The sequence below is a fragment of the Algiphilus aromaticivorans DG1253 genome (assembly GCF_000733765.1).
GTDB classification, from domain to species: Bacteria; Pseudomonadota; Gammaproteobacteria; order Nevskiales; family Nevskiaceae; genus Algiphilus; species Algiphilus aromaticivorans.
In genome coordinates this window covers 2,529,226-2,550,151 of the sequence record NZ_JPOG01000001.1, presented here as the reverse complement: position 1 = coordinate 2,550,151, position 20,926 = coordinate 2,529,226, and the positions used below count along the sequence as shown (strand labels likewise).

Annotated in this window: 17 protein-coding genes; 11 read left to right on the top strand and 6 right to left on the bottom strand. The window is 68.1% G+C overall.

Annotated elements, in window-relative coordinates; all coding sequences use genetic code 11:
• Positions 1 to 42 precede the first annotated feature (42 nt).
• Complete coding sequence (locus tag U743_RS11880) at positions 43 to 1,317, bottom strand: acetyl-CoA C-acetyltransferase (RefSeq protein WP_052368435.1); 1,275 nt, start codon at positions 1,315 to 1,317, stop codon at positions 43 to 45.
• A gap of 232 nt (positions 1,318 to 1,549) precedes the next feature.
• On the opposite strand from U743_RS11880, the gene groES reads away from it, so the two are divergent.
• From groES to U743_RS11860, 4 genes are all read left to right on the top strand, one after another.
• A complete protein-coding gene (gene groES / locus U743_RS11875; protein WP_043768571.1) occupies positions 1,550 to 1,840 on the top strand; it encodes a co-chaperone GroES in 291 nt (96 codons plus the stop codon).
• A 53-nt stretch (positions 1,841 to 1,893) separates the two neighbouring features.
• A complete protein-coding gene (gene groL / locus U743_RS11870; protein WP_043768570.1) occupies positions 1,894 to 3,543 on the top strand; it encodes a chaperonin GroEL in 1,650 nt (549 codons plus the stop codon).
• A gap of 107 nt (positions 3,544 to 3,650) precedes the next feature.
• On the top strand, positions 3,651 to 6,488 hold the full coding sequence (glnE, locus tag U743_RS11865; protein WP_198022019.1) for a bifunctional [glutamate--ammonia ligase]-adenylyl-L-tyrosine phosphorylase/[glutamate--ammonia-ligase] adenylyltransferase: 2,838 nt from the start codon (positions 3,651 to 3,653) through the stop codon (positions 6,486 to 6,488).
• Positions 6,489 to 6,520: 32 nt separating this feature from the next.
• Positions 6,521 to 7,444 (top strand): branched-chain amino acid transaminase, encoded by a 924-nt coding sequence (locus tag U743_RS11860; protein ID WP_043768568.1) that lies wholly within the window; start codon positions 6,521 to 6,523, stop codon positions 7,442 to 7,444.
• A 946-nt stretch (positions 7,445 to 8,390) separates the two neighbouring features.
• Here the strand turns inward: U743_RS11860 and argH are convergent.
• The gene (gene argH / locus U743_RS11855; protein ID WP_043768566.1) at positions 8,391 to 9,761 is read right to left on the bottom strand and encodes an argininosuccinate lyase; all 1,371 of its coding nucleotides are present in this window, start codon (positions 9,759 to 9,761) and stop codon (positions 8,391 to 8,393) included.
• A gap of 63 nt (positions 9,762 to 9,824) precedes the next feature.
• On the opposite strand from argH, the gene U743_RS11850 reads away from it, so the two are divergent.
• Genes U743_RS11850 through U743_RS11830 form a run of 5 tightly spaced genes read left to right on the top strand, consistent with a single transcriptional unit; the run spans position 9,825 to position 15,730 of the window.
• Entirely contained in the window at positions 9,825 to 10,901 is a 1,077-nt protein-coding gene (locus tag U743_RS11850; RefSeq protein ID WP_052368040.1) for a sensor histidine kinase, read from the top strand.
• A 17-nt stretch (positions 10,902 to 10,918) separates the two neighbouring features.
• On the top strand, positions 10,919 to 11,671 hold the full coding sequence (locus tag U743_RS11845; protein WP_043768565.1) for a LytR/AlgR family response regulator transcription factor: 753 nt from the start codon (positions 10,919 to 10,921) through the stop codon (positions 11,669 to 11,671).
• Positions 11,668 to 12,597 (top strand): hydroxymethylbilane synthase, encoded by a 930-nt coding sequence (hemC, locus tag U743_RS11840; RefSeq protein ID WP_043768563.1) that lies wholly within the window; start codon positions 11,668 to 11,670, stop codon positions 12,595 to 12,597. The genes U743_RS11845 and hemC overlap by 4 nt, the downstream gene beginning before the upstream one ends.
• Entirely contained in the window at positions 12,594 to 14,552 is a 1,959-nt protein-coding gene (locus tag U743_RS11835; protein ID WP_043768562.1) for a uroporphyrinogen-III C-methyltransferase, read from the top strand. Before hemC ends, U743_RS11835 begins: the two co-directional genes overlap by 4 nt.
• On the top strand, positions 14,552 to 15,730 hold the full coding sequence (locus U743_RS11830; RefSeq protein WP_043768560.1) for a heme biosynthesis protein HemY: 1,179 nt from the start codon (positions 14,552 to 14,554) through the stop codon (positions 15,728 to 15,730). Before U743_RS11835 ends, U743_RS11830 begins: the two co-directional genes overlap by 1 nt.
• Positions 15,731 to 15,737: 7 nt before the next feature.
• On the opposite strand, the gene U743_RS11825 is transcribed toward U743_RS11830, so the two are convergent.
• The 3 genes from U743_RS11825 to U743_RS11815 all read right to left on the bottom strand — a co-directional run bounded on the left by U743_RS11825 (position 15,738) and on the right by U743_RS11815 (position 18,947).
• Positions 15,738 to 16,346: a class I SAM-dependent methyltransferase gene (locus U743_RS11825; RefSeq protein WP_043768559.1), complete on the bottom strand. Its 609-nt coding sequence runs from the start codon at positions 16,344 to 16,346 to the stop codon at positions 15,738 to 15,740.
• Positions 16,343 to 17,851: a trypsin-like serine peptidase gene (locus U743_RS11820; RefSeq protein ID WP_043768557.1), complete on the bottom strand. Its 1,509-nt coding sequence runs from the start codon at positions 17,849 to 17,851 to the stop codon at positions 16,343 to 16,345. Before U743_RS11820 ends, U743_RS11825 begins: the two co-directional genes overlap by 4 nt.
• Before the next feature lie 76 nt (positions 17,852 to 17,927).
• Entirely contained in the window at positions 17,928 to 18,947 is a 1,020-nt protein-coding gene (locus tag U743_RS11815; RefSeq protein WP_043768556.1) for a 2Fe-2S iron-sulfur cluster-binding protein, read from the bottom strand.
• On the opposite strand from U743_RS11815, the gene U743_RS11810 reads away from it, so the two are divergent.
• Both U743_RS11810 and U743_RS11805 read left to right on the top strand, forming a co-directional pair.
• Complete coding sequence (locus U743_RS11810) at positions 18,946 to 19,788, top strand: SDR family oxidoreductase (RefSeq protein ID WP_043768554.1); 843 nt, start codon at positions 18,946 to 18,948, stop codon at positions 19,786 to 19,788. The two genes, U743_RS11815 and U743_RS11810, sit on opposite strands and share 2 nt — an antisense overlap.
• Positions 19,789 to 19,808: 20 nt before the next feature.
• Complete coding sequence (locus tag U743_RS11805; RefSeq protein ID WP_043768552.1) at positions 19,809 to 20,261, top strand: copper chaperone PCu(A)C; 453 nt, start codon at positions 19,809 to 19,811, stop codon at positions 20,259 to 20,261.
• 7 nt (positions 20,262 to 20,268) lie between these two features.
• On the opposite strand, the gene U743_RS11800 is transcribed toward U743_RS11805, so the two are convergent.
• Positions 20,269 to 20,913 carry a TetR/AcrR family transcriptional regulator gene (locus U743_RS11800; protein ID WP_052368034.1) on the bottom strand — a complete coding sequence of 215 codons (645 nt, stop codon included), beginning with the start codon at positions 20,911 to 20,913 and terminating at the stop codon, positions 20,269 to 20,271.
• Positions 20,914 to 20,926: the final 13 nt, after the last annotated feature.

The following is a 20,926-nucleotide window of genomic DNA, read 5'->3' as shown; positions in this document are numbered from 1 at the left end:
CAGCTTAGCCTGCGCGGGGTTGTCCACGCAGAAGCAAGCGGATCACTTCTCGACGATGGCGACGACGCCCATGCCGCCGGCGGCGCAGATCGAGATCAGCCCGCGACCGCGGCCAGCCTGATTGAGGATCTTCGACAGCGTGCCCAGGATGCGCCCGCCGGTGGCGGCGAAGGGATGCCCCATGGCGACCGAGCCACCCTTGATGTTGAGCTTGGAACGGTCGATGGCGCCCAGCGGCTTGGAGAGCCCGAGCTTCTCCTTGCAGAAGCGCTTGTCCTCCCAGGCCTTCAGGGTGCACAGCACCTGCGCGGCGAAGGCCTCGTGGATCTCGTAGTAATCGAAGTCCTGCAGATCGAGACCGGCGCGCGCCAGCATGCGCGGTACGGCGTAGGCCGGTGCCATGAGCAGGCCTTCCGCGCCCGAGGCGAAGTCCACGGCCGCAGTTTCCGAAAAGGTGAGGTAGGCCTGCGGCTCCAGCTTGTGGCGCGCGGCCCAGTCCTCGGAAGCCAGCAGCACGGTGGAGGCGCCGTCGGTCAGCGGCGTGGAGTTCGCCGCTGTCAGCGTGCCGTTCTCGCGGTCGAAGACGGGCTTGAGCGTCGCCAGCTTCTCCAGCGTGCTGTCGCCACGGACATTGTTGTCTCGCTCGAGGCCCGCGTAGGGGCTGATCAGATCGGAGAAGAAGCCCTCGTCATAGGCAGCCGCCGCCTTCTGGTGCGACTCGAAGGCGAGCTGGTCCTGATCCTCGCGCGAGATCTTCCAGTGCTTGGCCATCATCTCGCAGTGCTCGCCCATACTCTTGCGCGTGCGCGGCTCGCCGTTGGTGGGGATGGCCGGCGCCAGCATGGAGGGGCGGAACTTGGACAGCGCCTTCAGGCGGTCGCCGGCGGTCTTGGCGCGATTGACCTCGAGCAGGATCTTGCGCAGCTTGTCGTTGACCGCGATGGGTGCATCGGAGGCGGTATCGACGCCACCGGCGATGCCGGCCTCGATCTGGCCGAGGGCGATCTTGTTGCCGACCAGGATGGCTGTCTCCAGGCCGGTGCCGCAGGCCTGCTGCACGTCGTAGGCCGGCGTATCCGGCGAAAGCGTCGTGGACAGCAGCGACTCGCGCGTCAGGTTGAAATCTCGCGAATGCTTGAGCACCGCGCCGGCGGCGGCTTCGCCCAGACGCTCGCCGGCGATGCCGGTGCGGTCGACGAGGCCCTGCATGGCGGCCGTCAGCATGTCCTGGTTTGAGCGCGTGGCGTAGGCCGTGTTGGAGCGACAGAAGGGGATGCGGTTGCTGCCGACGACGGCAATCTTGCGAATCTCGGTCATGATCTGGAGCGCGATATCTGTAAAGGGCGCGAGTTTACCGCGCCGCAACATCGGCCGCAGCCCCACCCTTTGGCGCGCGGCAGCAACTTTTTTTCGCCCGGGCTCTTGAAAGGCCTGCTCTCCCGCCCCAAATTGGCAGCCATCACGGGGGAGTGCTAACAGAATAGCTGGCGCGATCCCACTGTGAGCGCTCGAGATACTGGGATTAGTTCCAATTTTTAAGGAGTTACAAATGAAGCTGCGTCCTTTGCAAGACCGCGTGGTCGTCAAGCGCGTCGAGGAAGAGAAGAAGACCCCCGGCGGTATCGTCATTCCGGATAGCGCGGCCGAGAAGCCCATCAAGGGCGAAGTCGTGGCAGTCGGCCCCGGCAAGCGCACCGATGACGGCAAGGTGAATGCCCCGGACGTCAAGCAGGGTGACACGGTGCTCTTCGGCAAGTACGCCGGTACCGAGGTCAAGATCGACGGCGACGAGCTCGTCGTGATGCGCGAAGACGACCTCCTGGCCGTCATCGAAGGCTGACCGGTCCCCGCGACCCCATCACACCGATCACGAATCAACACTGAGGTAAAGCAATGGCTGCCAAAGAAGTAAAGTTTTCCGATGACGCGCGCAACCGCATGGCCGAAGGCGTCAACGTCCTCGCCAACGCCGTACGCGTGACCCTTGGCCCGAAGGGCCGCAACGTGGTGCTGGAGAAGTCCTTCGGCGCGCCGACCGTCACCAAGGACGGTGTCTCCGTCGCCAAGGAAATCGAGCTTTCCAACAAGTTCGAGAACATGGGCGCCCAGCTGGTCAAGGAAGTTGCCAGCAAGACCAGTGACGAGGCGGGTGACGGCACCACCACCGCCACCGTGCTCTCCCAGGCCATCTTCAACGAGGGCCTGAAGTCCGTCGCTGCCGGCGTTGACCCGATGGACATCAAGCGCGGCATCGACAAGGCCGTCGAGACCATCACCGGCGAGATCAAGAAGCTCTCCACCCCCTGCCGCGACCGCAAGGCCATCGCCCAGGTCGGCACCGTTTCCGCCAACAGCGATCAGGCCGTGGGCGAGATCATCGCCGAGGCCATGGACAAGGTCGGCAAGGAAGGCGTCATCACGGTCGAGGAAGGCTCCGGTCTGGAGAACGAGCTCGAGGTCGTCGAGGGCATGCAGTTCGACCGCGGCTATCTCTCGCCCTACTTCATCACGAACAACCAGTCGCAGCAGGTCGAGCACGAGAACCCCTACATCCTCATCACCGAGAAGAAGATCAGTAACATCCGTGATCTGCTGCCGGTGCTCGAGAATGTCGCCAAGCAGAGCCGCCCGCTGATCATCGTCTCCGAAGACGTCGAGGGCGAGGCGCTGGCGACGCTGGTCGTCAACAACATGCGCGGCATCCTGAAGGTCGCCGCCGTCAAGGCGCCGGGCTTCGGCGACCGTCGCAAGGAGATGCTCAAGGACATCGCCACTCTCACCGGCGGCACCGTCATCTCCGAGGACGTCGGCATGTCGCTGGAGAAGGTGACCCTCGACGATCTGGGCAGCGCCAAGAAGGTGCAAATCAACAAGGAAGACACCACCATCATCGACGGCGCCGGCGACGCCGGTGCGGTCGAGAGCCGTGTCAAGGAGCTGCGCGCTCAGCGTGAGGACTCCAGCTCGGACTACGATCGCGAGAAGCTCGACGAGCGCATCGCCAAGCTGGCCGGCGGCGTTGCCGTCATCAAGGTCGGCGCGGCTACCGAGGTCGAGATGAAGGAGAAGAAGGCCCGCGTCGAGGACGCCCTGCACGCCACCCGCGCGGCAGTCGAGGAAGGCATTGTCCCCGGCGGCGGCGTCGCCCTGGTGCGTGCCTCCAAGGCACTCGAGAAGCTGAAGGGTGCGACCGACGACCAGACCACCGGCATCGCCATCCTGCGCCGCGCGCTGCAGGAGCCGATGCGGCAGATCGTCGCCAACGCCGGCGACGAGCCGGCTGTGGTGATGAATGCGGTGCTGGCCAACGAGGGCTCCTACGGCTACAACGCGGCCACCGGCAAGTACGGCGACATGCTCGAGATGGGCATCATCGACCCGGCCAAGGTGACGCGCCTGGCGCTGCAGAACGCGGCCTCCGTGTCGGCGCTGCTGCTAACCACCGAGGCCATGATCGCCGAGGCGCCGAAGCAGGAAGGCTCCGGCGGCGGTGGTGACATGGGCGACATGGGCGGCATGGGCGGCATGGGCGGCATGATGTAAGCCTCCCGCGTCCATTTCGGACCGCACCGCAGTACCAAGAGCCCCGCCATCACGGCGGGGCTTTTTTGTGTCCGCTGTCGGCGCGCGCGGCCGTTATGCTGCTCGTCATGGCTGAGACATCCCAACGTATCGACGAAGCGCTGGCCCGGCTGCAGGCCGCTGGCGTGACCGAAGCGAGCGCGCGACGCCTGCTGCAGGCCAGCGGCTTTGCGCTCGCCTGGCTGGAGCGCGCCGCGGAGGCGGAGATCGAGCGCCTCGCCGCAGCACTCGACGCGCCGCCGGAACCGGAGGCGCTGGTCGCGGCTGCAGCCGATTGCGATCAAAGCGCTGGCGACGATGAAGCGGCCTATCTTTCGGCGCTGCGGCGGCTGCGCAACCGTGAGCAGGTGCTGATCGCGTGGCGCGCCATCAGCCGTCGCGACGACGTCGCCGCTAGCCTGGCGCGCACCAGTGCGCTGGCTGACGCTTGCATCGGTGGGGCGCTGGCCCGCGCACTGCGGCTGTGCAGCGAACGTCACGGAACACCCCGGGACAAGGGTGGTGCGGAGGTCCCCTGCATTGTGCTCGGTATGGGCAAGCTCGGCGGGCGCGAGCTGAACTTCTCCTCCGACGTCGATCTCATGCTCTTCTACGGCTCCCCGGGTTGCTGCGACGGTGCCAAGGAGCGCGCCAACGAGCAGTATTTCGGCGAGGTCACCCAGCGGCTGACGCGCTATCTGGCCGAGAAGACCCCCGAAGGCTTCTGCTATCGCGTCGACTGGGCGCTGCGCCCATTCGGGAGCGCCGGGCCGGCCGCCATGCACTTTGCAGCCGCCGAGGACTACTACCAGAGTCACGGCCGCGAATGGGAACGCTACGCCATGATCAAGGCGCGCGTGGTGGCCGGCGACGCCGAAGCCGGCGCACGATTCATGCGCATGCTGCAGCCCTTCGTCTATCGCCGTTATCTCGATTACACGGCCATCGAGTCGCTGCGCGAACTCAAGCAGCGCATTGCCGACGATCTCGCGCGGCGTCGCCAGCAGGACAACGTCAAGCTAGGGCGCGGTGGCATCCGAGACCTGGAGTTCGTCGTGCAGGCCTTCCAGCTCATCCGTGGCGGGCAGGAAGAGGCGCTGCGCCACCGCAGCTTCCGGCACGCGCTGGCAGCGATTTCCGACGGGGGCCATCTGCCCGCGGATGAATGCGCGGCGCTGGACAATGCCTACCTGCTGCTGCGTGAAGTCGAGAACGCGCTGCAGATGCGCCAGGACAACCAGACCCACAGCCTGCCGCAGGACGCCGCCGAGCGTGCCGCGGTCGCCGCGGCGCTGGACCGTGACTGGGAGGCGGTCATGGAGGCCGTCGGTAGCGCCCGCGAGACGGTGGTCGACACCTTCGACGATCTCTTTGCTGGCCCCGAGGTCACGCGCGGCGGCGACGGTCCAGAGGGCGCTGTACACAAGCTCTGGCAGCAGCACGCCACGGCCGAGGCCGCGGCGCCGCAGTTCGAGACTCTGCTGGGGCCCGAAGCCGCGCGCGGTGCCGCCGACGCCGTGCAGCGCATCCGTGCCAGCAAGATCGTGCGCGACATGCGCGAGCTTTCCCAAACCCGGCTGGGCGACCTGCTGGCCCAGCTCTTCGCCGAGAGCGCCGAGCACGGCGCGCCGGCCAAGGCGCTGTTGCGTGCGCTGGAGGTCATCGAGCGCTTGGCCGGGCGCGGCACTTACGTCAGTCTGTTGCGCGAGTCACCCACCGCGCGCGCCCAGCTGCTGGCTTTGTGCATGGCCAGCCCATGGATTGCCCATCTTCTGGCCCAGCAGCCCATGCTGCTCGACCAGCTGCTGGACAGCCGCAGCCTCTACGATCCGCCCGCCCGCGAGGCCATGGCCACCGAGCTGCAGCGGCGCCTCGATGGACTGGACGCTTTCGATATCGAGGCGCGCATGAACCTGCTGCGCCGCTACCGCCAGGAGATCATGCTGCGCGTTGCTGCTTCCGACCGGCTCGCCGGGTTGCCGCTGCCCAAGGTCAGTGACCGGCTCACCTGGCTGGCGGAGATCATCGTCGAGATCACGGTGACCGAAGTGCGGCGCGAGATGGCGACCGAGTACGGCCTGCCTGCCAACAGCGACGGCTCCGAGCCGGGCTTCGCCGTTATCGGCTATGGCAAGCTCGGTGGCATCGAGATGGGCTACGGCTCTGATCTGGATGTCGTCTTCCTGCACGACTGCGACGACCAGGATGGCGAGACCCAGGGCGGCCGGCGCAGCGTCGCCAACGCCGTCTGGTTCTCGCGCTTCGCGCAGCGGCTGGTGCACTGGCTATCCACCCAGACCGCCGCCGGCCGCGCCTATGAGGTCGACCTGCAGCTGCGTCCCAGCGGCAGCTCCGGCCTGCTGGTGACCAGCTTCGAGGCCTTCGCGCACTATCAGCGCGACAAGGCCTGGACCTGGGAACATCAGGCGCTGGTACGCGCGCGTCACGTCTGTGGCAGCCCAGCGATCGGCGAGTCCTTCGAGGCACTGCGCCGCGAGGTCCTCTGCGCCTCGCGCGAGCCCTCGGAGCTGGCTGGCGAGATCAAGGCCATGCGCGACCGCATGCGCAAACATCTGGATCGCAGCGGCGACGGCAAGTGGGACATCAAGCAGGGTGCCGGCGGTCTCGCCGATCTGGAGTTCGCCACGCAGTATCTGGTCATGCGCCATGCCCACGAGCACCCGGCGCTGGTCGATTGGCCGGATCAGTGGCGCCAGACCGAGGCGCTGGCCGAAGCCGGCGTGCTTGACGCCGACACTGCCGAAGGCGCCATCGCCGCCTACCGCGAGCTGCGCGCGCTGGTGCACGAGCGCGCTCTCGACGAGGGCGAAGGTCTCGTCGCCGAGGATGCGGCGGCGGAGGCGCGCGAGCAGGTCTCGGCGCTGTGGCGCTTGTGCAGCGAGGCAGCCGGCGACGACGCATCGTAGAATGCCGCTCCTTGTGTGCACGGATAGCGAACGTGACGAGTTTTTCCGACCGCGACGGTTACATCTGGTATGACGGCGAAATGGTGCCGTGGCGCGAAGCCACCACCCATGTTCTGACCTACTCGCTGCATTACGGCGTCGGCTGCTTCGAGGGCGTGCGTGCCTACAAAACCCCCAAGGGCAGTGCCATCTTCCGCCTGCAGGATCACACCCGGCGGCTGTTCAACAGCGCCAAGATCCTCGGCATGCCCATGCCCTATACGCAGGACGAGATGAACGCGGCACAGAAGGAAATACTGCGCGCCAACGAGCTCGAGGAAGCCTATCTGCGTCCCATGGTCTTCTACGGCTCGGAAGGCATGGGACTGCGCGCCGACAACCTCAAGGTGCACGTCATCGTCGCGGCGTGGCCCTGGGGCAGCTATCTGGGCGCCGAGAACCTGGAGAAGGGCATTCGCGTGCGTACCAGCTCCTTCTCGCGGCATCACATCAATGCCGCCATGTGCCGGGCCAAGGCCAACGGCAACTACATCAACTCGATGATGGCGCTCGGCGAGGCTACCCGAGACGGCTACGACGAAGCCCTGATGCTCGACACCGAAGGCCACGTTGCCGAGGGCAGCGCCGAGAACATCTTCCTCGTGCGCGACGGCGAGCTGTCGACGCCGGACCTGAACTCCTGCCTCGACGGCATCACGCGGCGCACCCTCATCACGCTGGCGCAGGAAGCCGGCTATACCGTGCGCGAGCGGCGCATCACGCGCGACGAGGTCTACATCGCCGACGAAGCCTTCTTTACCGGCACCGCCGCCGAAGTTACGCCCATTCGCGAAGTCGACGCCCGCGCCATCGGCAACGGCAAGCGCGGCCCGATCACTGAGGAGCTGCAGCGCACCTACCTTGAAGTGGTCAAGGGTGGCGGGGCGCAGCATGAGCACTGGCGGGCGTATCTGTAACGGCCGTTGTAGGACTTATTCAGTCAGCGACCGGTTGCGGTCTCGGCATTCGACTCTAGGGAGAGCGGGTGCACCGTAAGAGTGGCTAGAGAACGCTGTGGTCCCCAGTGGAGGCGGCCTTGCTCACGCGGTCCGCGCCTGAAACGGGGAAGCTGCCGTAGCTAAGACACCGCTAGGCGCGGGTCACTTTGGTTACGGCCAAAGTGACCAAAGCCATGGTGCCCGCCGGGTGGCCTGCTTCGGCTTCGCCGAAGCAGGTTCCCGAGCCGGGCGCCGTGCTCGGGGGCGAGCAGCGACCGAAGTGCCAGTGGCACTTCGCAGCGCTGGGAGCGCCCGGACAGGGATGTCCGGGCCGGGGCCTGGCCTTAGCGAAGAGGTGGCGCCATGGATGGCGGGCAACCGCGGCCCATGCGTCGCGCGAAGATCGCCACGGTCACTAGATTCGGTCTTCCGGACCTCATCAAGTGATCCTGGCTGGGCCTTCCATGGCCCAGCCGTGATGCGCGCTGCGACTTGCCACTGGCAAGTCGGTCGCGCATCACCCTCAAGGGCACAGGTCTGACCGGATCGCCGCTTCGCGGCATCGCGTAGATCGGCGTACGAATTGGCACTCGTCCCCCTTGGTGGCGCGGCGGCTGGCGGCGCGCGCAGGGGAGGATCGGCCCGGATGGCCGATCCAGCCGTGACGGGACAGGATGTCCCTTCACGGCGGCCCCGAGCACGCCGCCAGCCGCCGGGACTCCGGACCGCCGGCAGGCGGGCCGGAGCGCCACCTCGGGGTGTCCTCTCTTCGGTTCCTTTCTCTGGACAAGCAGAGAAAGGAACCCGCGCCGCCCTCAAGCGCTGAATTGGGTAGCGCAGTGGTTTCAGGGCGCGGAACTAGTGGGCAAGTCGGTAGCCAATGCCTTGAAAATGCCGGCTGGCTGTCGTCCAGAGGATCGACGCATCACCGCTTCGCATCCCGCGCCGCCGCCCGCACCCGCGCCGGCGCCGTGCCGCCGACGTGGTCGCGCGCGGCCACCGAGCCTTCCACGGTGAGCACCTCGAAGACATCCTCGTCGATGTGCTCCGAGTACCCGCGCAGGGTGGCCAGCGGCATGGCGGCAAGATCGATGCCCTGCTTCACGGCCTGGCCGACCACGCTGCCCACCACATGGTGGGCATCGCGGAAGGCCAGCCCCTTGCGCACCAGATAGTCCGCCAGATCGGTGGCCGTGGAGTAGCCTTCGATGGCGGCGGCGCGACAGATGTCGCGGTTGACGGCCAGTGCGGGCACCAGCTCGGCGTATAGGCGCACGCAGGCGCTGACTGTGTCGTGCGCGTCGAAGAGTGGTTCCTTGTCTTCCTGGTTGTCGCGGTTGTAGGCCAGTGGCTGGCCCTTCATCAGCATCAGCAGGCTCATCAGGTCGCCGGTCACGCGCGCGGTCTTGCCGCGCACCAGCTCGGGAACGTCGGGGTTCTTCTTCTGCGGCATGATCGAGCTGCCCGTGCAGAAGCGGTCCGGCAGCTGCACGAAGCCGAACATCGGCGTGCTCCACAGGATCAGCTCCTCGCTCCAGCGCGACAGATGCACCATGAGCTGGCTGGCCGCGGCCACGAAGTCGATGGCGAAGTCGCGATCGGAAACGGCATCCAGCGAGTTGGCGGTGACGCCGTCAAAGCCGAGTTCGGCGGCGACCCACTCGCGGTCGATGGGATAGACCGTGCCGGCCAGTGCCGCCGAGCCCAGCGGGCAACGGTTGGCGCGTCGGCGCGCGTCGGTGAAGCGCTCGCGATCGCGCAGGATTTGCTCGCGCCAGGCCAGCATGTGGTGGCCGAAGGTCACTGGCTGGGCGACCTGCAGATGCGTGAAGCCGGGCATGATGGCGTCGGCCTCGCGCTCGGCCAACGCGCGCAGTGCTTCGGCGAGGCGGTCGATATCGGCGCACAGCGCGTCGATGGCCTCGCGCACGTAGAGGCGTACATCGGTGGCGATCTGGTCGTTGCGCGAGCGGCCGGTGTGCAGCCGCTTGCCGGCCTCGCCGATGCGCTCGGTCAGAGCCGACTCGATGTTCATGTGCACATCTTCCAGCGCCGTGTCCCAGACGAAGTTGCCGCTCTCGATATCGGCGGCGATGCCGTCCAGGCCGTCGCAGATGGCGGAGACGTCGGCCTCCTTCAGCACACCGACGCGACCGAGCATGCGCGCATGCGCTTTCGATCCGGCAATATCCTGTCTCCACAGGCGGGCGTCGAAGCTCACCGATTCGCTGAAGGCCTCGACAGCCTCGGATGTTGATTCGGCAAAGCGGCCGCCCCAGAGCTTGGCGTTGGACATGGTGCAGATGGATTCGGACTTGAGTGCGCACAGTATAGGCAGGCATGGTCACGGAGCCGCTTCGTGACGGCCGAGATGGCGGCACCGGAAACCGTGGCGCCGCCTCTGCCGGATTTCTGCCGGCCGCGCCGACTGCTGGCGTTGATGGCGGCGGTGGAGGTCTTTGCGCTGATCTTCGCGCTTATCATCCCGGCCACTACGCCGGCTGTACTGGTGGCGCGCATCCTGCTGGTCAGCATTTATCTGCAACTCATCAGCCTGTTGTCGGCGGCCGGGCTGTGCCTGCTGCGCCGTCGCCTCGCCGGGCGCTCGGGTCTCATTGTCTTAGGGCTGGGCTGGTTGCTGATTGTGGCGGTGGCTACGCTGGTGAGCCTGGGCGGCTACGAGGCCTCGCGCGAGTTCCTCGACCCGGCGGTGCTCTCAGGTGAGTCGCGTGCCTGGTTCGTGCTGCGCAATGCGGCTGTGGCGGGGCTTACCAGCCTGTTGCTGCTGCGCTACTTCGCCGCGCGCGCGCAGTGGGAGGAGCACGTTCGTGCCGAGAGCGAAGCGCGCTATCAGTCGCTATCAGCCCGCATTCGCCCGCACTTCCTCTTCAACTGCCTGAACAGCATCGCCGCGCTTATCGCTATCAAGCCGCAGGCGGCCGAAACCATGGTCGAGGATCTGTCCGATCTCTTCCGCGCCAGCCTCGCCAAGGGCGACCCGTTGATCACCATGGCCGAGGAACTCGATCTGGTGCGCAAGTTTGCGCGCATCGAGCAGACCCGGCTGGGGGCCCGTCTTGGCATCGACTGGGACCTTCCGGAGGAGGTCATGGATCTGTCGATTCCGCGCCTGACCATCCAGCCGCTGGTGGAGAATGCGGTGCATCACGGCGCCTCGCGCACGGTCGGACCGGTCACCATCGTTGTGCGCGCCAAGCGCGAGGGGGAGCTGCTGGTGGTGGAGGTGGTCAACCCGACGCCGCCGGAGGATGCGGCGACGCATTCCACCGGCTCGCAGACAGCGGTGGCCAATATTGCCCAGCGGGTACGCCTTCTTTACGGTGCTCAGGCATCATTGGAGCTGAAGCGGGAAGAGGGGAGCTTCCGCGCGCGCCTGCAATTGCCCGCGCATCCGCTGTCCGCAGCACAGTCCTAGAAAAGGCAAGACCGATTATGCGAGTGATCATCGTCGATGATGAACCCTTGGCGCGAGAGCGCCTCCGTCGCTTGGTGGCGGAGTTCCCCGGCTACGAGGTCGTGGGCGAGGCCAGTGATGGCGAGACGGCGCTGGATGTCATCGACGACGAACAGCCAGATATTGTTTTCCTCGACATCCGCATGGGTGGCATGGACGGCCTGCAGGTCGCGCGTCAGCTCAGCGAGCTGGATCTGCCGCCCGCGGTGATCTTCACCACGGCCTACGCCGAGCACGCGCTGTCGGCCTTCGACGCCGCCGCGGCCGGCTATCTGCTCAAGCCCATCCGCAAGGAAAAGCTGCGTGACATCCTGTTGCGTGTGCGCCGGCCCAGCCGCGCACATCAGGCCGGGCCGTCGGAGGCCGCTGGCGACGCTCCCAAGCGGGAGTTCGTGCTCGCCACCACCCGCGAGGGGCTCATCCGCATTCCGTGGTCCGACGTCGTCTACTTTCTTGCCGATCAGAAGTACACCACCGTTCACCATCTGCACGGCGAGGTATTGATCGAGGAGTCGCTGAAGATGCTGGAGCAGGATTTTTCTCCGTGGTTCCTGCGCGTGCATCGCAAGGCGCTGGTCGCCACGCGCTTCATCCAGTCGCTGGAACGCGGCAAGGGCGAGGAAGAGCAGCACTGGCTGCGCGTGCGTCACGCCAGCCAGCTGATCCCGGTGTCCCGCCGAAGGCTGCCCGAGGTGCGCCGCTTCATTCAGGACAGCTCGGGCAGCGAATGACGGCCCGTGCGCTGCGCATTGCCACGCGGCGCTCGGCTCTGGCGATGTGGCAGGCCGAGCACGTCGCCACCAGGCTACGCGAGGCGCACCCCGCCCTGGAAGTGACGCTGCTCCCCATGACCACTCAGGGCGACCGCGAGCTGTCGCGTTCGTTGGCTACCAGCGGTGGCAAGGGACTCTTCGTCAAGGAGCTGGAAGCCGCCATGCTCGAAGAGCGCGCCGATATCGCCGTGCATTCCATGAAGGACGTGCCGGCGCAGCTGCCCGACGGGCTGGCGCTGACCGCCATCCTGGCCGCAGAGAATCCGCGCGACGCCTTCGTCAGCAATCGATTCGAGCGCCTTGATGCGTTGCCGCAGGGTGCGACGGTCGGTACCGCCAGCCTGCGCCGGCAGTCGCAGTTGCGTGCGGCGAGGCCCGATCTCGAAATCGGCCTGCTGCGCGGCAACGTCAATACGCGCTTGCGCAAGCTGGATGACGGCGAATTCGACGCCATCCTGCTCGCCTGCGCCGGTTTGCAGCGTCTCGGCTTCGACACGCGCATCCGCGAGGCCCTGGACCCAAGCGCCTTCGTGCCGGCCTGCGCACAGGGCATCATCGGCATAGAGAGCCGCGACGATGGCAAGTTGCGCGACCTGCTCGCACCCTTGCACGACGATCCGACCGCGATCCGGCTGGCCGCCGAGCGCGCCTTCTCGGCCCGGCTCGGTGGTGCCTGCACAGTGCCGGTGGCGGGCCATGCGCGACTCGACGGCGAGCGGATCCATCTCGATGGCCTCGTCGCCAGCCCGGACGGTACGCGTCTGGTGCGTGGGCAGCACAGCGCCCCGGCAGCCGAGGCTGCGGCAATGGGCGAGGCGCTGGCCGAGCGCCTGCTCACTGAAGGCGCGCGCGCTATCCTCGGGGACATGGGGATCAACGCATGAAAGTGCTGCTCATCACCCGTCCGCGCGGCCAGGCTCGGCCGCTGGCGCACGTCGCCCAGCAGAAGGGATGGCAGACCGTCTGCCTGCCATTGTTCGCGGTCGCCAACATCGGTAGCGATGCCGATCGTCGCGAGGCGCTGGAAGCGCGCGCAGACGCGCATTGGTGGATCTTTACCAGCGTTAATGCCGTGGCTGCCGCGCGTCGTGCAGCGCCGGCGCGCTGGGCGCGCTGTGCAGCCATCGGCGCGGCCACTGCGCGCGCGCTGGACGAGGCCGGGCATCCGGTCGAAGCCATGCCGGAAGAGAGCTATTCGACCGAGGCGCTGCTGGCATTGCCCGAGTTCCAGGAAGTCGCGGACCAGCACATCGTCATCATCGGCAACGAAACGGCGCGGCCGGCGTTGCGCGAGCAGCTCGAGGCCGGTGGCGCTCGCGTCGAGGCACTGGCCGTCTATCGCCTCGAAAGCATCCCGCACAGCGCGGCCGAAGTGGCCGAGGCCGTGCAGGGAGTCGGTGTGACTGTTCTGACCAGCGCCAGCGCGGCCGATCGCCTCTGGGAGCTGGCCGATGGTTCCACGCGACGTCGTCTCGCACACATGCCGCTGGTTGTTCCCAGCGAGCGTGTCGCTGAGCACTGCACGCGCCACGGCATGAACGGACCGCACGCCGTGGCACAGCCCATGTCCAATGCAGCGCTGCTCGCCGCAGCCGATACACTACCGATCATGCAAAAGAACGACGACGAGGCGCAGCACGAGCCCGCCCACACTGCGCCGCCGGCCATCGAGCCGGCCATCGAGCCAGCTGCGACGCCCGCTCCCCAGCCGGCCACCGAGGATGGCGTCGAGGCGCCGCCCGGCAGCGCGTCGGCTGATCAAGCGCCGGAGGGCCCTGAGCCGCCGGCCGCGCCCCCGGCTCCTCCCGCTGCACCGCCACCTCGGCGCCGCGGCGGCCTCTGGGTGCTGCTGTTGTTCTGCTTGCTGTTGCTCGGTGGCGCCGCAGCCGCCGGCTGGTGGGGCTGGCAGGAGCTGCAGTCCATGAAGGGTGCCTCCGCCGAGCGCGCCCAGCGAGCGGAGGCGCTGGAACAGCGCCTGGCCGAGCAAGGCGAGACCGCGCGTAGCGCGCGGCGCTCGGCCAGTGATGCGGTCGGCCTCGCGGGTTCACTGGAAGAGCAGCTCGCGACGCTGGACGAGCGTGTGGCCGCGCAGTCCGAGCGGCTGGGCGAGCTCAGCGACGTCGTTGACGCCGGGCGCGCGCAGGCGCACATCGTGGCAGCCGAGCAGCTGCTCATGGCCGCCAGCGAGCGCCTGCAACTCGGCCGCGATCCCGAGGGCGCACGTCGGGCACTGCAGCTCGCCGATCAGCGTCTGGCCACGCTGGAGGATCCGCGTTTCTTCGGGGTGCGCGAGGCGCTGGCCTCGGAGATGGCGGCGTTGCGCGCCGTCGAAGCCGTGGATCGCACCGCCATGGCGCTGGAACTACATGCACTCATCGCCCGCGCCGGTGACTGGCGCCTGCTGGGCGGCGTGCCGGACACCAGCGCGCCGGCATTGCCGGAACAGTCGCAGGGCGCCGAGGCCCTGCCGGCCTGGCAGCGCGCGCTGGCGAGCGTGCGCGAAGCCCTGTCCAGCGTCTTCGTCGTGCGGCGCACCGACGAGCCGGTGCGGCCGCTGATGGCACCGGAGCAGGCCGGCATCGTGCGCAGCATCCTGTTGCTGCGCCTGGAGTCGGCGCGCGCCGCGCTGCTGGCCGGGGAAGCCGAGGCCTTTGATAGCGCGCTCTCCGCGGCTGTGAGCTGGCTGGAGAAGCGATACGCGCGCGGTGATGCCGATGTGTCGGCCGCCGTTGCCACTCTCGAGGAACTGCGCGGACGAGAGCTGCGGCCGGCACTACCGGATATCAGCGGCAGTCTGCGGCTGCTGCGCGAAGCGACCAGCGAAAGCGGGAACCGCTGATGCGTGCGCTGCTGCTACTGCTTCTTCTCTTCGCGGTTGGCGCGGCCTCGGCCTACTATCTGCGCGCCGACAATGGCTACGTGTTGGTGAGTTACGGCCAGTGGATGCTGGAAACCTCGGTGGTGGGGTTTCTGGCGGCGCTGGCCGCGCTTATCGTCGTCGTCTTAGTGGTGCTACGCCTGCTCGGCGCCGGCTTGCGCCTGCCGAAGAGCGTGCGCGACGCGCTGGCGCGTCGGCGCGATGCCCGCCGCCACCGGGCGCTGGCGCGCGGCTTGCTGCAATGGCTGGCCGGTCGCGCCGAGCGCGCCGAGGTCACGCTGCAGAAGGATCTGCCGGATGACTTCGAGGCCGCCTGTCATCATCTGATCGCCGCGCAGGCTGCTGTCGACCAGGGGCAGGCGTCGCGAGCCATGCACTATCTGGAGCGGGCCGCGGCCATCGATCATCCGCTGGCCGGCGAGGCCGTCACGCTGATGCAGGCCGCGCGCGCCGAATCCGAGGAGGATCTGGAATCGGCGCGGCAGGCGCTGGAGTCACTACGTCAGCGCAACCCCTCGCAGCCGCGCGTGCATCCCATGCTCGCGCGCGTGCTGCTCGCTCAGAAGCAGTGGCGGGCGGCCTTCGATCTGCTGCGCGGCGCCGAGAAGGCGCGCGGCTGGGCCGAAGGCGAATGGGCCGCGGCCACCGAGCGCGCTCTAGTCGGCGCGCTGACGGAATGCGAGCGCATCGATGACGCGCGCCAGCTCTGGGCGCAGGCGCCGACAGCCCTGCAGCGTGAGCCGCGCTGCGAGCGCTGCTATGCCGAGGCACTGCTGCGCCTCAACGACGAGAAGACGCTCATGGCGGTTGTGCACAAGGCGCTGGAGCAGCGCTGGGATCCGGCCATGCTGGGCTGTTTCCTCCGTGCCGAACTGCCGGACCAGGTCGCGGCGCTGGCCAGCGTCGAGCAATGGCTGCAGCGGCACGGTGAGCAGCCCGAGTTGCTGCTGGCGGCGGCGCACACTTGTCGCCGCAATCGCCTCTGGGGCAAGGCGCGCAGCTATCTGGATGCGTTGGTAGCGCAGGCGCCGAGCGCCGAGGCGCATTTCGAGTACGGCCAGCTGTGCGCGGCCACCAAGCAGCCCGAAGAGGCCAGCCGGCATTTCGAGGCGGGTCTGAAGCGCGCGCTCGAAGCCTGACTCAGGCTCAGGCCGCGTTGGCCGGTGAGGCCTCTGCCGCCGGCTTGCGCCAGCAGTAGACGTGCATGGGCGGAATATTGAGCAGCTCGCGCGCCGCGATCGGCTCGCCCATGCGCGGCCGCGCCACCTGGGCGACGCGGTCGCGGAACTGGTAGGCCACGAAGCGCCCGCCCGGCGCCAGGCTTCCCCAGACTGCATCGATGACCGCGCGGCCGGCTTCCTCGCCGATGGTCGAGAAGGGAATGCCCGAGACCACGACATCGGCGGCCGGCAGCCCGTTGTCGGCAAGCAGCTCGGCGATGGCCTCGGCGCTTCCCTGGCGAGCAATGAGGCGGGGGTCTTCGTGTTGCGCAAGCACCTCGACGAAGTCGGCCTCGACCTCGACGGCCAGCAGGTGTGCCTGGGACGGCATGGCGGCGAGCAGCGCGCGGGTGGTGCCGCCGGTGCCCGGACCCAGCTCGACGACGCAGCGTGCCTCGCCCAGTTCGCAGCTGGCGACGACGCGTCGTTCCAGGAAGCGGGAGCTGGGGATGACCGAGCCCACGACCTCGGGCTTGCGCAGGAAGCCTCGGAAGAAAGCGAGGCTGTGGCGTTCGTCGCGATCGCTGCGGGTCATTGCTTTACGTCTCCTAAGCTGCGGCGGTAGGTGCGGTGACGCCAGGCGGCAGCGCCCAAAAGCAGAAGGGAGAGAAAGCCGGCAGCGCCGCCACCGCCGCTGTCACTGCCTCCAGTGCCTCCGTTGGAGGGTTCGGGGCCGCCTGCTGCGGCGCCGCGTGCGTTCAGGCTGCGCGCGCCACTGGCAGCCGGGTCGAGAAAGGAACGCAAGGGGGTGCCCAGCGCGCCGGGACTGTCGAAGGCCACCGCGAGCCGCCCGTAGAAGTCCGGGCCCTGGATCTCTGGTTCTGCGCCGATGCCGATCAGCAGGCCGTCGGTGCTGCACTGCGAGCTGCCGCCCGAGAGCACGCCCAGCAGCTGCTGCTGCGGATTCCAGATGCCTGAGCCTGAGCTGCCCGGTTCGGTCACTCCGTCTGCCCAGTCCACGCGCCAGGCCTCGACTTCCTGGCTGCCGGTGCGCGTGCCGCCTCCTGAGATGGTCACTCGTCTGGCAGACAAAGGCTGCTCGAAGAGACTGATCTTCTTGAGATCACCCGATGGGTGGTGCACGCCCGAGCCGGAGGCGGCTCCTTTGCCGCTGGCATCCCAGCCGGCATAGCGTGCGTTGAAGTCGGCCGGTGGCGCACGATCGAGCCGGATCAGCGTGGTGTCGGAGCTCCGGTGACGGAAGAGGAGCTCGGCGCCCTCAATGTCGTCATCCAGCGCGATGCGTCGCGTGCTGTCGCATTGCTCGGCCTGGAAGTTGAACACAGCGGTGACCGATTCCGCGGGAAAGCCGTCGGCGTCATCGTCGGCGCGGATGCCGCAGTGATCAGCGGTGATCACCAGCGGGTCGCCGTCGTCGCGCGTGTTGTTGAGCAGCACGCCGTTGCAGACCAGCTGGTTGCCGATGATCAGCAGTGTCGTGCTGCGGATGGAGCGCGGCCAGTCCGTGCCCAGCGGGCAGGCCACATCGTTGTGACAGCCGCCGGCGTCGCCCTGTGCTTTGGTGGCTGGCGCGGTGCCGTCGAGAGGGTGCAGGCCATAGTGCAGCTCGACGGCACCGAGCTGTACCTCGGAAGTCGTCGCGGCCGGCGCGCGCAGCTCCAGCTTGGCACTGTCGCCGTGCACCAGCGGAATCCAAAGCTGACCGCGGTCATTGCGGTCGTCGCTGGTATAGGGACCGCGTAGTTGCCCGTCCTTGCCCAGCAAGCGCAGCTCGGCGCCCTCAGGCAGCTGCGGCGCGTTCAGGCGCAGGCCGAGGAAGCTGGCGTCGGCGCTGTTCAGCGTCAGCGACCAGACCGCCGTGCCGTCGCCAGCGCTGTGCCAGTCCGATACCTGCACGCCCAGATCAAGCGGCACGGGGACACCGGCGTGCAGCACGGGCTGGATGGCGAGGCCGCTCGGCGTAATTTTTTCGCGAGCCCCATCCGCCGCCTCCGGGCGCGGAATATCGATGCTGAGAGCGGCTGCCGGTGCGGTGCCCAGGAGGCTGAGCACCGCGGTGAGCAGGGCAAGTGAACGCATGATCCTTCTCCGAGGATGCTTTGAAGCCACTATGCCGGAGCCGTGGCGCGGCTGCAGCGCCGGGTCAGGCCCTGCCTCAAGGCTTTTCCGGCCAGGTGACGTGGGCGTCGTCGAAGCTGTCGTAGTGCAGATGGTCGGGGTCGAGCCCGGCCGACAGCACGTGCTCCTTGGTCGCCGCCACCATCGCCGGTGGGCCGCTGACATAGACAGTGGTCTCGGCGACGGCCGATCCCAGCGCGGCGAGCTGTTCGTGCACCAGTCCGCGCGCGCCGGGCCAGTCGGCACCGGCGTCGCTGCAGACCGGCGTGAAGGAAAGGCCCGGATGCTTGGCCTGCCAGCGTGCAACCAGCGACTCCTGATAGAGATCGGCCGGCTCGCGCGCACCCCAGAAGAGATGCATGGGGCGTCGGTCACCTGCGCCTAGTGCGCCCTCGATGATGGCCTTGATGGGCGCGAAGCCGGTGCCGCCGGCGACCAACACCAGCGGCCGCCCGTCGTCGTGCAGATAGAAGGCGCCCAGTGGCCCCTCGAAGCGCAGCATGGCGCGCTCCGGCAGGCCTTCCGCCAGCAGCCGGCCGAAGCGGCCGTCAGGCGTGACCTTGACGTGCAGCTCCAGCGTCTCGCTGTTAGGCGGCGCGGCCAGCGAAAAACTGCGCCGGCCGCCGTCCTCCAGCAGGAAATCGATGTACTGGCCCGGCAGGAAGTCGAAGGTCTGCTCGCCGCGCGGCAGCTTGAGCATCACACGCAGCACATCCTCCGACAGCCAGTCGCGACTCTGCAGGCGCACCGGCCAGGTCGCGGGGCGCAGGCCGGTGGCGGTGGCCGGCGCGCGCCAGTCGAGCCGGATGTCCGAGCGTGCTCGCGCTTGGCAGAGCAGTACGTAGCCGGCGGTGCGCTCGGCGTCGGACAGCGCGCGTGCCTGATCGCCCTCCTGCACGCTGCCTTCGGCCAGGCGACAGCGGCAGGCCCCACAGCTGCCGCTGCTACAGCCGTAGGGCAGGGGCACGCCGGCGGCTAGGCCGGCCTCGAGTAGGCTCTGGTCGGGGGATGCGGAGAAGCTGCGCCCGCTGTCGCCCAAGTACACTTGGTGGGTCATGGATACGATCTGGATCATTGGCTGCGGCGACATCGGCCTGCGCGTGGCGCAGCGCCTGCACCAGCAGGGCCGCGAGGCTACCGGAGTCGTGCGCTCGGCACAAAGCGCGGAGCGCCTGCGTGCGGCCGGTGTCACGGCCGTGCGCGCCGATCTGGACAGCGAGCTGCCGCCGCTGGCCGGCACCGTCCTCTGGTTTGCGCCGCCGCCCCGCGACGGCGATAGCGATCCACGCGTGGCGCGCTTCGTCTCTGCCGCGCCGCCGGTGACGCGTTTCGTCTATCTGTCGACTTCCGGTGTCTACGGCGACTGCGGCGGTGCCTGGATCGACGAATCGGCGCCACTGCAGCCCAAGTCCGCACGCGCCCGCCGCCGCGTCGATGCCGAGCAGCGCCTCGGCGACTGGGCCGCGGCCGGCGGCGTGTCGCTTTCGGTCCTGCGCGTGCCCGGCATCTACGGGCCGGGCCGCCTGCCTGAAGCGCGGCTGCGCGAGGGCACGCCGGTGTTGTTGCCCGAGGAGGCGCCCTGGACCAATCGCATCCACGCCGATGATCTGGCTGCCGCGGCGCTGGCCATACTGGATGGAGGCCGCGGCGGTGGCGCTTACAATGTCGCCGACGGCAACCCGACGACGATGACGGACTACTTCTGCCGCTGCGCGCGATTGCTCGGCCTGCCGGAGCCACCGGCGCTGCCGGCGAGCGAGGCGCGGCAGGGCATGAGTTCGGCGATGTGGTCCTTCATGGAAGAGAGCAAGCGCCTGCGCGTCGATCGGCTGCGCGAGGAACTGGCATTCGACTGGCGTTACCCCGATCTCGACAGTGGCTTGCCTGCCTGTCTCTGAACCGAAGCGAGGAATCCCGCATGTCGCGACGTCTCCCCCTGCTGTGTCTGTTGCTTGTCTCGCTGATGGCCGCCTGCGGTGGTGCGGGTGACGTCGACGAGGGGCTGCAGGTCACCGAGCCACGCCTGATGCTGCCGCCGCCCGGTGCCGACAATGCTGCCGGCTACATGCGGCTGCACAATCGTGGCGATGCACCCGTTGTTTTGGGGGAATTCAGCTCGCCGCGCTACGGGCGGGTGGAGTTGCACGAGATGGAGCACGGCGACGACGGCATGATGCGCATGCGACGTCTCGATGGCCTGCGCATCGCTCCTGGCGAGACGGTGGTCTTGCAGCCGCACGGTCGGCACCTGATGCTGATGGCGCCGGAGGCGCAGCCGCAGGCCGGCGATACAGTGCCGCTGCGTATCGACTATCGCCTGGGTGAGGCGCAGCGCGAGCTGGAGTTGGCGCTGCCTGCCGAGGCGCGCTGAGCCGCTATCAGGCGCTGTCGCTGAGTCCTTCCAGCAGCATCGCCGCCAGAGCATCCGCACCACGCGTGACGGCTTCCACGTCGCCACTGCCCAGTCGCTCGGAGACGAGGCGGGCTGCTGACTGCAGCGCGCCGACGATGCCCAGTGCCTCGAAGTCGCGGTCGGTGTGCTCGCCCCGGTGGCGGGCATAGCGATCGAGCAGGTCGGCGTAGCTGTGCACCAGACGATCCATGTGTGCGCACCAGATATCGGGCGCGACGAAAGCGGCCTCGTCGAGGGCGCGCATGGCCATGTGCTGCTCGGCGCAGAAGGTGAAGTAGGCGTCGAAGCTGGCGCGCAGGCTCTCGACCAGGCTCAGGCTGCCGAAGCCGCGTAACAACGCTCGGCGCAACGCCCGGCTGGTAGCGTCCGCGGCGACTGCGTAGCACGCGTCCTTGGAGGCGAAATAGATATAGAAGGTGCCCTGGCCGATTCCGGCCCGGGTGGTTATGGCGCTGACCGAAGCGGCATGGAAGCCCTTCTCGCCGAATTCGGCGACGGCGGCGTCAAGCAGCCGCTGGCGGGTAGCCCGGCCACGGGCCGTGCTGGGAGCGTAGTGATTCCCTGGGGGAACCCCGTCGATGCGGGCGGTATCTTGGAAAGCGGCGGCCATCGGTTCTCACGGT